Below are 12145 nucleotides of genomic sequence, written 5' to 3' on the forward strand. Positions count from 1 at the left end.
ACATCACGCCGATCGCAGGCGCACGCCCGGCACACCCGACCGGGACAAGAAGACACCATGCCCCTGATCCAGAACATCGTCCTTGCGGCGATCATCGCCACGTTTGCCGGGCTCGAGATCGCGTCGGGCCGGCACAAGGACTTCCACGCCACACGCGACGACACGAAGCTGGAGCTGTTCATGTTCCTCAGCCTCGTCGCGGTGTCGCAGCCACTCATCTTCGCGATCACCGGCCAGCTCTGCGAGTGGCTCATGCCGGCGCAGCGCAACGCGTGGGCGCACTGGCCCTGGTGGGCGATGGCCGGCGTGCTGCTGCTCGCCGATGACCTGACGCAGTACGCCTGGCACCGGGTGTCGCACACGCCGCTGTTGTGGCCGCTGCACCGGGCGCACCACACCGCGCACTACATGAGCATCCGCGTCACCTACCGCAACAACTTCTTCTACTACCTGATGATGCCGGGGCTGTGGGCGTCCGGCGTGCTGATCTACCTGGGGTTCGGCACGGTCTACCTGGTCTACATCGTCGTCAAGCTCACCGTCATCCTGGGCGCGCACAGCGCCGTCCGCTGGGACGAGCCGCTGTACCGCATCCGGTGGTTGCACCCGCTCGCCTGGGTCCTGGAGCGCACGATCTCGACACCGGCGACGCACTGGGCGCACCACGCGCTGACCAACGACGATGGCATCGGCCACTACAAGGGCAACTTCGGCAACCTGCTGTTCGTCTGGGACATGCTCTTCGGCACCGCCAAGATCACGCGTCGCTATCCGGCGCACGTCGGTCTGCAGGACGATCGGGTGTACGGCAAGGAGCGCTGGTTCGTCGAGATGTTCTACCCGCTGATCCGGTCGCGACGCGCCCAGTCCGCGCTGGCGACCGGCGGGGCCGCTTATGCGGAAGCGGAGGTCGACGGCGACCTGGGCCGGGCCTTGCGGCCGCCCGTGGCGCGCGCCGGCGGGGCGACGGGCTCGTGGCCCGGTCCGTAGCGCAGGCACCGTTCCACGGTGGCCAGGATCTGTTCGATGTAGGCCGCGCGAAGCAGCTGACGTTCCGACCACGGGTAACGCCGGTTCACGAGCTGGCTGTTCAGGTAGCCCAGCAGCATCATGAAGCGCACGTCGCCCGCCAGCTTGGCGTGCGTCATGTCCACGCCGAGCTCGGTGGCGAGATCGCGGGTGATCTCGAGCACCAGTTCGAGGATCTCGCGATAGATCGGCGAGCCGGCCAGCGACGGCCGGTCATCCCCCTGCGCGGGCGCTCGCGTGGCCTGCTCGGTCATGTAGACGAGTCGGTAATGGTCGGGGTGATCCTCCCAGTACGCGAGGAACGCGTCGAGCGAGGCCCGCTGGCGTGCCCGTGCGCCGACGGCCTCGTCGACCGCCGCCTTCATCGCCGCGTGCACTTCGGCGATCACCGATTGCCACAGCCCGGCGAGCAGGTCGGACTTGCTGGGGAAGTACCGGTACGGCGTCATCGGGGACATGCCGGTCAGCGCAGCGACGGCGCGGATCGTCACGCCGACCAGGCCGCGTTCCGCAAACAGGCGGGCGGCGGCGGCGAGCAGCTCGTCGCGGGTGCGGTCGGCGTCGGCCAGGCTGCCCCGTCGGACCCGGGCGTGGGCGGCTTCCGGCGCGGGCGCGGGCGCCTTCTTGCGGCTGGGCTTCATCATTTTGGAGTGTAGCTGCGGAATTGACCGTAAAAATACGAGTAAATGTACAGAGACGCATTGCTTCACTTTCGGCCCGCGTTGCCGAAGTCATGAAGTGCCCGAACGAACCTGGAGAGCTCCGTGAAGCTGTTGAATGCCCTGACCGTCCGTGGAAAACTGACGTTCGCCTTTTCCCTCGTGCTGTTGCTGATCGCCATCCTCGGCGCGCTGTCGGTCTTGCAACTCGGTCGCGTGAATGCGCAGACCGAATCGGTGTTGAGCTTTCGCCTGCCCGGCGTGCGCGACAGTCTGCGGATGTACGGGGCGGCCATCTTCCTGCGGCAGCGCGAGTTCCGCCTTCTGGTCAGCGACGCGGAGGCGATGCCCAAAGCGCTCGCCAAGCTCGAGTCGTCCAAGGCCGAATTCGAGGCCGCGCGCCGCGACTACGCTGCGGCGATCGCGGACCCCGCCGAGCGCGCGCTGTACGACCAGGCGATGCTCTCGTGGTCGGCCTACGCCCGCGTGACGGACCAGGTCGCCGCCGCCGCCGCGGCGGGCAAGCGGGACGAGGCGGCGGCGCTGGTCACGCCTGCCGAAGCGTCCCGGCATTTCGATGCCGCGCTGACCGCGATCAAGAAGCTGAGTGACTACAACGATCAGCAGGCCACCGCCGATGCCGAAGTCGCCCGGCGCATCTACCGCAACAGCCGGATCGGGGTCGGCGTCGCCGTCTTGCTTGCGGTCGCTTTGTCGGTGGCGCTCGGCGTCGTGATCAGCGGTGCCATCTCCCGGCCGCTCGCCGACGCGGTCGGTTTGGCCGAGGCGGTCTCCGCCGGCGACCTGACCCGCGCACCGACGGCTGCCGGCCGGGACGAACTCGCTCAGCTCACCCGCGCGCTGGGCGCGATGGTGACGAAGCTGCGCGTCGTGGTCGGCGACGTGCGTACCGGCGTCGAGTCCGTCGGCACGGCGTCGGCGCAGATCGCCACGGGCAACCTGGACCTGAGCCAGCGCACCGAAGAGCAGGCCTCGAGCCTGCAGCAGACGGCGGCGTCGATGGAGCAGCTGACTTCGACCGTGAAGCAGAACGCGGACAACGCGCGCACCGCGTCGCAACTCGCGGCGGGCGCCACGGCCGTCGCCGAGCAGGGCGGCGACGTCGTGGGCCAAGTCGTCGCGACAATGGACTCGATCACCGCCAGCTCGACGCGGATCGGCGACATCATCGGCGTGATCGACGGCATCGCGTTCCAGACCAACATCCTGGCGCTGAACGCGGCGGTCGAGGCGGCACGCGCCGGCGAGCAAGGGCGCGGCTTCGCGGTGGTAGCGACCGAGGTGCGCTCGCTCGCCCAGCGCAGCGCCGCCGCCGCAAAGGAGATCAAGGGCCTGATCGAACAGAGCGTGAGCCGGGTGGACGACGGCAGCAGGCTGGTCGCCGAGGCCGGGCGCACAATGACGGAGATCGTCCATCAGGTGCGCCGCGTTCACGAGCTGGTGGGAGAGATCGCCTCGGCGAGCACCGAACAGTCCCAGGGCATCGACCAGGTCGGGCAGGCCGTGACGCAGCTCGATCAGGTCACGCAGCAGAACGCCGCGCTGGTCGAAGAGTCCGCGGCGGCCGCCGAGAGCATGCGGGTGCAGGCGGCCCACCTGTCGCGCACGGTCGCGGTGTTCAAGATCGAAGGCTGACCGCTTTTGGAGGGTGCGGACGTGTCGATGTCGCAGCGATTCAGGAAGACACTTCTGGCACCGATCCAGCTGCCGACGGCGACCGACCTCGACGAGGCGACGCAGAAGTGGCTGTTCTACACGTTCGCCGGTTTCGCGATGTTCGGCCTGACTTTCTACGCGGTGACGTTCTGGTTCCGCGGCGCCGGCGCCGACGCCGTCGAAGCCGCGGCCGTGCTGGTTCTCGTCGCTGCCGGCGTGGCGCTTTGCTGGCGCGTGCAATCGTTCGCGTGGCCGCTGCGCGTGCTGGCCACGCTGCTGTTCGCCTGGCTGACCTGGACGACGCTCAAGCAGGGCCCGGACCTGCCGGCGGCCGCGTGGTGGCTGTCGATCGTGCCGTTCATCCTGGCGGGCGCCGGCATGCACCTGCTGGCGATCGGCGCAGTCCTCGCGTTCGTCGCCACCGTCTCGGTGTTGCATGTCCACCCGAGTTGGTTTCCCTTTCCGGCGACGACGGAGGTGGAGCCGTGGCGAAAGGTCGTCGCGGTGGTCGGCTCGGAGCTGCTCGCGCTGTGGCTGATCATCGTCGCGATGCGCGGTCGTGCGCGCGTCGCGCACGCGCTCGAGACGGCGCGCCGCGCGGCCAGTGAAGCGGCCGAACTCAAGGCGCGCTTCCTGGCCAACATGAGCCACGAGATCCGCACGCCGCTGACCGGCATCATCGGCGCCGCCGAAGTGCTCGATGCCAAGGGGCTGTCGGACGCCCAACGGGTGCAGCTGCTGAGCATGCAGCGCCAGAGCGCCAAGACCTTGCTTGCGCTGGTCAATGACGTGCTCGACTTCGCCAAGCTCGATGCGGGCAAGGTTCGCCTCGAGCTGCAGCCCGTCTTCCTGCGCGGCATCGTCTTCGAATCGAACGAGCTCTACTCGATGCAGGCGTTCGCGAAGGGGATCGAGATCTCCTCCAGCTGCAACCCCGACGTGCCGCAATCGTTCCTCGGCGACCCGCTGCGACTGCGCCAGGTCGTCAACAACCTGGTCAGCAACGCCGTCAAGTTCACGCAGCGCGGCGGCGTGCACATCCATCTGTCGATGGACCCGCAAGAGGGCGGTGCGCATTCGGGCCGAGACACCAAGCGCTGGATGCGGATCGAGGTGGTCGATTCAGGCCCCGGGATCGCGCAGGCGCAGCAACAAGCGTTGTTCGACGCCTTCGTCCAGGCCGATCTGAGCGTGACGCGACGCTTCGGCGGCACCGGGCTGGGCCTGAGCATCGCCCAAGAGCTGTGCCGGCTGATGGGCGGCAGGATCGAAGTCCGCAGCGTCGTCGGCGAGGGCAGCCGCTTCTCGGTCGTCGTGCCGCTCACGCCCCATTCCGACGACGTCGTGCTGTCGGGGGCCGCCCATCGCGCGGATGTTCTGCTGGCGACGGCAAACACGGGCTTGCAGCGTCACCTGAAGACCTTGCTGAACGAGTTGAAGGTCGATCCGGTGATCCTCGATCGCTTGCCCGACGACGCCGAGCTGCAACGGTGCACGATGCTGCTGATCGACGCGCCGCTGCTGACCATGCCGGACGTCGCAGGCTGGATCTCGCGGCACGCCGAAGCGGGCCGCCGCATCGCCATCCTGACGCCGCTGGGCGCCGACGCGCTGGTCGGCCTGCCGGCGTCGGGCCACCTGCTGTACAAGCCGGTGCGCCGCAAGTCCCTCGAAGCCTTCGTCGCACCCGACATCGCAGGTGCGACGGCCGTGCAAGCGTCCGACGCATCGTCGCTCGGGCCGCTCAGCGGCGTGCATGTGCTCGTCGCCGAGGACAACCCCGTCAACCAGGTCGTCGTGCAGGCGATGCTGGCGGAACTCGGCGCCACCGCCGTCGTCGCCTGCAACGGGCGCGAGGCGCTCGATTGCATCGCGGGCGAGCCCTTCGATGTGGTGCTGATGGACGTCAACATGCCCGAACTGGACGGCCTGTCGGCGACCCGGGAGCTGCGTCGGCGCGAAGCGCTCGCGCTCCATCCCCAACCTGCGCTGCGCCTGCTCGCCACGACGGCGACGCTGGACACGGAAGAGCTGGACGACTGTCTGGCGGCCGGCATGGACGCCTGCCTGACGAAGCCGTTCGGCATCGCGGATCTGCGACGCGCGCTCGAATCGCTGCTGCAGCGGGAGCACATCGCGACGCGCGGGTGAAGCCGGCGTCGGCGTTCACGCTTCGCGGGGCCGGTGCGAGTGGCGGCGCTGGTGGCCGCGCTCGGGTCGCGCCGCGTCATGTCGACCACGCTGGTCCTGACGCTGTGCCCGTTCGGTGTGGTCGGCGCCGGTGCACTCCAGGCGGGCTTGGGTCTCCCGCGGCTCGGCACCATCGTCAAGTACACGCCGCATCCCTGATCGAGCGCCCCGTGCTCGCCGCGAAGTTCCTGAAGGGCACGTCGCTGCACCTGGCCGATCGGGTGCGCACGCTCGGCGGCGATCTGTCGCACTGGGTGTCCCGGCCGGTCACGGGCGCGTGAACGGCCTCGACGACACGGGCCGCTGAGCAGCCTGCAACTCGGCCAGCAACGCGTCGGCGGCCGGCGCGTCGGTGGCCGCGAGCGCGCGGGCCATGCGCCGCAGCGGTTGGGCCGCCGGGCGGAAATCGGCGCTGATCCGCACCACGTCGAGCAGCGGCGCACGCACCTGCGCGAGCATCGCGCGCACGTCCGGCGACGGCGTCACATCGCGCCCGGCGACGATGAAGCGGTCGCGCGCGAGCCAGTAGTCCTGCAGCCGGCGCAGCTCGTCGGCGCTGTCGGCGCCGGCCAGCACCTCGCGAGGCGCCACGCGCCACGCCTCGAGCAGCGCGAACAGCCGCGCGCGCGGCGTCGAATCCGGCGCGTAGGTCAGCCGCGGCGCCTGGTAGCTCACGACCGGCCGGTCGTCGGTGTTGGCGGGCGCGCCGGCCGCGAACTGCGCGAGCGCGGCCGGGCCGGCAACCAGGCTGCCGAGCAGGGCGTACTCGTCGTCGAGCCCGAGCTCCGACAGCGCACCGGGCCACGTCGATCGGGCCAGGCGCTCGCGGGCCCGGGCGAGGCCGAGCGTGCCGGCGCCGCGGCGGCCGATCAGGCCGATCACGGGCGTGTCCAGGCTGTTGCTCGCGAGCATGGCGGCGCCGTCGGGATAGACCTGGAGGAACGACTGCACGATGCTGCGCAGCGACGACAGGTCGAGCTGGTGGAGCGGCAGCCATTGGCAGAACAGGCCGCCGTCGGCGAGCCGGTCGCGCACGGCACGGAAGTGCTCGATGGTGTACAGGGCGCCCGAGCCGCTGCGTGCCGGGTGGAAGTTGTCGGACACGATCACGTCGTAGCGGTTCGGGCTGACGCGCACGAAACGCCGCGCGTCCGCGGCCATCACGTGCAGCCGGCCGGCGGGCGCTTGCGATCCGTTGTCGGGGTGCGTGAACTCGGCCGAGGCGGCGATCACCTCGGGCAGCAGCTCGACCGCATCGACCTGCAGGGTGGGGTCTTCCGCGGCAGCCGACGCCGTCACGCCGGTGCCCAGGCCGAGGAACAGCGCGCGCCGCGGCCCCGGGTGCAGCAGGAGCGGCAGCAGGGCCTGGCGGGCGTCGACGAAGCGCGAGGCGCTCGAGCCTTCCTGCTGCCGGTTGTTGATGCGCAGGCGGGCGACGCCTTCGGCATCCTCGACGACGCTGACCGCCGCCATCGCCCCGTCGCGGTAGCTGACGACGCGCCCGCCCGCCGGCACGTCGACGAACGCCAGCGGTGGCGCCAGCACGAGCAGCGCGATTGCGGCGAGCGCCGGGCCCCACGCGGCCGGCGCGTGCCACGCCCGACGCCGCACCAGCAGCAGGTAGCCGGCCGCGATCAGCAGCAGCGCCGCCTTCGGGCCGAGCCATGGCGCGACCAGCACGCCGAACACCAACGGCGCGAGCGCCGCGCCGAGCGTGTTGGCGGCGAGCGCATCGCCCAGGCTGGCGCCGGCCGACCGCGCGGCCGCGGCCAGGTGGCTGAACAGGGCACCCATCGCGATCGTCGGCAGCGCGAAGGCCGCGATCGCCAGCATCGCTTCGGCGCCCAGTGCCGCTGTCATCCCCGGTCCCAGCGCTTGCCGGACCGCGTGCTGCAGGGCCTGTGCGCCCCACAGGCTGGCGGCACCGAGCAGGCACGCGGCGGCGAGCGCGCCCAGCAGCCGATCGGAGTCGGCCGCATCGGTGCGGGCCCGCCGCGCGTACCACGCCGCCCCGAGCGCGCTGCCGACGAGGTAGATGGCCAGCAGCATCGCGAAGGTGTAGACCGTGTCCTCGTCGACCTGGCTCAGCACCCGGACCACCAGCACCTCGTAGCCGATGCCGAGCAGCCCGGTCGCCGCCAGGCGCAGCAACGCACTGCGCCGCGGCGCGGTCGCGGCGTGCCCGGCGGCCTGCAGCGGCGTGAGCTCCCGCGGCAGCGCCCACCAGGCCGCGCCGGCGCAGGCGAGGTTGATCGCGACGCAGATCGCGGCGGTGCGGAGCAGGCCGATCGCCGGCACCAGCCAGAACGCGCTCGCCAACACGCCGAGCACCGCACCGGCGGTGTTGGCCGCATAGTGCGCGGCGATCGAGCGGCCCTGCGCGTGCAAGCCTGCGCCGATGCGCTCCATCGCGGGCAGCGTCGCTCCCATGGCGGCCGTCGCGGGCAGCAACAGGACGAACGTGCCGGCGAACGCGATGCTCCACTGCCAGGCCGCCGCGGGCTGCGGGCCGATCAGCGCCAGCAGCCCGCGGCTGACCGGCTCGACGCCCGCCATCAGCACGAGGCCCCACGACGCGATCGTCAGCTCGCAGCCGACATACCAGCGCAGGGCCTGGCGGCTGCGCGCGAGCCGCGGCCCGGCGACCCGGGCGCCCAGCGCCAGGCCGGCGAAGAACGCCGCGACGACGGCGAGCACCGCCGCCGATTCATGGCCGAGCCAGAGCGCGCATTGCTGCGTCCAGACGATCTGGTAGCCCAGCCCGGCGAAGCCGGACGCCGCCATCAGCGCGAGCGAGGCCGATCCGGCCGGGTGGGGCCGGCCGCCGGCGGGGGAGTGCATGGGCATCGTGCGATCGACGCGGGACGAAGCGGCGCATGGTCGCCGCGTCGCGTGACAACCGTGTGACGCGCGTTCGTGGGGGAAGATGGGTATGGCGAGGTACTCATGTTGGTATACGATTTGTCGCGGTAACTATTTGTTGACACTTCCAATCGCCGCCCCACCCCAGGAGGATGAAGATGACGAAGCAGTTGCTCATCTACGAGAGCGCCATTCCGGTGTCGAGCGCGCGCCACCGCACCGCGTCGGTGCAGGCGACGTCGGGCTACGGTTTCAGCGCCGGCATCAACGCCGTGCCGCTGATGGCGGTCGAATTCCTGCGCGCGGCCGCCGAGTACGCGATCGTGTTCACCGCGGCGGGCGACGAGGTCGTGCCCGCGGTCGTGTTGGGCATCCGCTCCGACCAGAACCTGTACCTGTCGCAGGACGCGCAGTGGAAGGCCAAATACATTCCCGCCTTCATCCGCCGCTACCCGTTCGTGTTCTCGACCAGCACCGACGGCAAGACGCTGACGCTGTGCATCGACGAGTCGTACCCCGGCCTGAACCGCGACGGCCTCGGCCAGCGCCTGTTCGGCGACGACGGCCAGCCGGCGCCGTACGTCGACGCGGTGCTGAAGTTCCTGCAGGAGTACCAGGCCCAGTTCGAGCGCACCCGCCAGTTCGGCCAGCGCATCAAGGAACTCGGCCTGCTCGAGCCGTTGCAGGCGCAGGTGGTCTCGCCGCAGGGCAGCAAATTCACGCTCAACGGCTTCCTCGGCGTGAACCGCGCCAAGCTGCGCGCGCTCGATGCCGAATCGCTGGCCACGCTGGCGAGGACCGACGAACTCGAACTGCTCTACCTGCACCTGTACTCGATGCGCAATTTCGACGAGGTCAAGGACCGCCTGTTCGGCACCCTGGCCGCGAGCGAGGAGGCGGCCCCTCCCCAACAGGCGGAGGTCGCAGACCACCCCGAGTGATCCGCAGTCACGCCGCCGGATGGGCCTGCTGGAGCGCGAAACGCCGTTGCGACTCGCCGCCGAGGCGGTCGATCAGGCACGCCGAGGCCGCGGCGGGACGCTGCTGGTCTGCGGCGAAGCGGGCATCGGCAAGTCGACGCTGATCGAGCACCTCCTCGCCGCGCTGCCGCATGGCCCGCTCGTGCTGCAGGGCCGCTGCGAGGACCTGCCGTCGCCCCGGCCGCTCGGCCCGCTGCACGACATGGCCGTCGCCCGGCGGCTGCCGGTGCCGCTGCGCGAACGGCTGGACGACATCGCCTCGGCCGACGCCGTGTTCTCGTCGTTCCTCGACCTCGTCGGCGCGACGAGCGGCGGCGCCGTCGTCGTGATCGAGGACGTGCACTGGGCCGACCAGGCCACGCTGGACCTGGTGAAGTACCTGTCGCGGCGCATCGGCACGCTGCCGGTCCTGCTCGTCCTGACCTTCCGCGACGATGGCCTCGGGCCCGAGCACCCGCTGCGCCAGGCCTTGAACGACCTGCCGCCCTGGTCGGTGGCGCGGCTGGCGCTGGAACCGCTGTCGGCCGCGGCGGTCGCGGCGCTGGCGCGGGTCGCCGGGCGGCCCGACACCGGCCTGCATGCCGCCACCGGCGGCAACCCGTTCTTCGTGACCGAGGTGCTCGCCAGCGGCGTGGTCGACGCGCAGCACGGCGTGCCCAGCACCGTGCGCGACGCGGTCCACCGCCGCCTGGCCCGCCTGACGCGGTTGCAGCGCGAGGTGCTGGTCGCGCTGTGCGTGATCCCCGGCTGGGCCGAGCTCTGGCTGGTGCATGCGTTGCTGCCGCGCGAACAGGACGCCCTGAACGCCTGCATCGAGCGCGGCGTGCTGGCGGAGCACGACGGGGCGCTGGCCTTCCGCCACGAGCTGGCGCGCCGCGCCGTGCTGGACGCGCTGACGCCGGCACAGCGCCGGGCGCGCCACACCAGCGTGCTGGCGGCGCTGGCCGCGGCGCCGGCCGGCATGGCGGTGTCGCTCTCGCGCCTGACCCATCACGCGGCCGAGGCGGGCGACGCCGCGCAGGTGCTCCGGCTGGCGCCGCACGCCGCGACCGAGGCGGCGGCCGTCGGCTCGCACCGCGAGGCGGCGCTCCAGCTCGCGGTCGCGCTGCGCTTCGCCGACGATGCGCCGCCGGCCATGCGCGCGCAGCTGTTCGAGAGCTGGTCGTACGAAGCCGGCCTGTCGCTCGCCATCGACGACCAGGTGATCGACGCCCGGCACCAGGCGATCGCGCTGTGGCGCGCCGAGGGCCGCATCGACAAGATCGGCCTGAACCTGCGCTGGCTCGCGCGGCTGCACTGGTACCGCGGCGAGAGCGGGCTGGCCGAGCGCTACGCCGAGGAGGCGGTCGCGACGCTCGAGCCGTTGCCGCCGGGGCCGGAGCTCGCGTGGGCGTACAGCGTGCGGTCGCAGCACTACATGCTGCAGGACCAGACCGATCTCGCGGTGCACTGGGGCGAGCGCGCCATCGCGCTGGCATGCCAGCTCGGCCAGGCCGAGATCCTGTGCCACGCGCTCAACAACGTCGGCACCGCGGAGATGTTCGCGGGCCGGCCCGGCGGTCAGGCGCGGCTCGAGCAGAGCCTGGCGCTGGCGCTGGACAACGGCTTCCACGAGCAGGCGGCGCGGGTCTACACCAACGTCAGCGAGCATGCCGTGGTGTTCAAGGACTATGCCCGCGCCGAGCACTGGCTCGCCGAAGGCATCGCCTTCGACCGTCGTCACGACCTGGACGCCTGGACCCATTACCTGGTCGGCTGGCTGGCGCAGTTGCGGCTGGAGCAGGGACGCCTGGCCGAAGCCGAACGCATCGCCGACGAGGTGCTGGCGACGCCGCGCCTGACCGCGGTGATGCGGCTGCCGGCGCTGACCGTGCAGGCCAAGGTGCACATACGCCGCGGCGACCCCGACGCGACCGAACTGCTCGAGCAGGCGCTGGCCCTCGCGCTGCCCACCGGCGAGGTCCAGCGCATCGCGCCGCTCGTCTCGGCACTGGCCGAGGCCGCCTGGTTGCGCGGCGACGATGCGGCCTGCGTGGCGGCGCTCGAGCGCCTGCGCGGCCTGCCCGGCGCCGGCGTGAACGCCTGGGAGGCCGGCGAGTTCGCGACCTGGCGTCGCCGCGCCGGCGACGCCACCCAGGTGCTGCCGGCGCACGCCGCCGCGCCCTGGCGTCTCGAACTCGACGGCGATCCCGCCGCCGCCGCCCAGGCCTGGCTGCGGCTGGGCGCGCCCAACGAAGCCGCGCTGGCGTGGCTGCACGCCGCACAGCGCGGGTCGGACGCCGACGCGGACGCGGCGCTGCGCCAGGCGCTGGAGATCTGCCGGCGGATCGGCGCCGGCGCCGCCGAGGTGGCGGTGCACCGCCTGGCCCGCGCGCGGGGCGGCGCGATCGCCCTGCCTGGCCGCCAGCGTCGCGCACCGACCGGTGCTCGGGGTGCGGCGCACGCCCTGTCCGCGCGCGAGCGGCAGGTGCTCGAACTGCTGGCGCACGGGCTGAACAACACCGAGGTCGCGTCCCGGCTCGGGGTGGCGTTGCGCACGGCGGAGCACCACGTCTCCGCGGTGCTGCACAAGCTGTCGGCCAACGACCGGGCCGAGGCCGTCGCGATTGCGCGGGCGAGCGGGCTGCTGACGATCAGCCGGTAGGGACCGGCCGCGCTGCCCGGCACCACCCCGGCCCCCCTAGTTTTATGGCTGGGTACCTATACCCCGCCAATTAACAGGAATTTACATTGATGCGAACTGTCGCC

7 protein-coding genes are annotated in these 12145 nt (G+C 71.6%); 5 read left to right on the forward strand and 2 right to left on the reverse strand.

Features of this window, described 5'->3' with window-relative positions; all coding sequences use genetic code 11:
* The first annotated feature begins 57 nt into the window (after positions 1 to 57).
* A complete protein-coding gene (locus tag ACWH49_RS16580; protein ID WP_448172459.1) occupies positions 58 to 990 on the forward strand; it encodes a sterol desaturase family protein in 933 nt (310 codons plus the stop codon).
* Here the strand turns inward: ACWH49_RS16580 and ACWH49_RS16585 are convergent.
* Complete coding sequence (locus ACWH49_RS16585) at positions 894 to 1670, reverse strand: TetR/AcrR family transcriptional regulator (protein WP_448172460.1); 777 nt, start codon at positions 1668 to 1670, stop codon at positions 894 to 896. The genes ACWH49_RS16580 and ACWH49_RS16585 overlap by 97 nt on opposite strands.
* Before the next feature lie 123 nt (positions 1671 to 1793).
* Between ACWH49_RS16585 and ACWH49_RS16590 the strand changes: the two genes are divergently transcribed.
* On the forward strand, positions 1794 to 3344 hold the full coding sequence (locus tag ACWH49_RS16590) for a methyl-accepting chemotaxis protein (protein ID WP_448172461.1): 1551 nt from the start codon (positions 1794 to 1796) through the stop codon (positions 3342 to 3344).
* 27 nt (positions 3345 to 3371) lie between these two features.
* Positions 3372 to 5516, forward strand: coding sequence for an ATP-binding protein (locus ACWH49_RS16595; protein WP_448172462.1), 2145 nt, complete (start codon positions 3372 to 3374; stop codon positions 5514 to 5516).
* Between the two features lie 306 nt (positions 5517 to 5822).
* Here ACWH49_RS16595 and ACWH49_RS16600 read toward each other — a convergent pair whose 3' ends face one another.
* The gene (locus ACWH49_RS16600) at positions 5823 to 8402 is read right to left on the reverse strand and encodes a fused MFS/spermidine synthase (RefSeq protein WP_448172463.1); all 2580 of its coding nucleotides are present in this window, start codon (positions 8400 to 8402) and stop codon (positions 5823 to 5825) included.
* Between the two features lie 173 nt (positions 8403 to 8575).
* Here ACWH49_RS16600 and ACWH49_RS16605 point away from each other — a divergent pair, with 173 nt between their 5' ends.
* Together ACWH49_RS16605 and ACWH49_RS16610 are read left to right on the forward strand one after the other, a co-directional pair.
* A complete protein-coding gene (locus tag ACWH49_RS16605) occupies positions 8576 to 9358 on the forward strand; it encodes a SapC family protein (protein WP_448172464.1) in 783 nt (260 codons plus the stop codon).
* Positions 9359 to 9377: 19 nt separating this feature from the next.
* Positions 9378 to 12041: an ATP-binding protein gene (locus tag ACWH49_RS16610; protein ID WP_448172465.1), complete on the forward strand. Its 2664-nt coding sequence runs from the start codon at positions 9378 to 9380 to the stop codon at positions 12039 to 12041.
* Positions 12042 to 12145 lie beyond the last annotated feature (104 nt).

The sequence above is a fragment of the Rhizobacter fulvus genome, assembly GCF_964020785.1.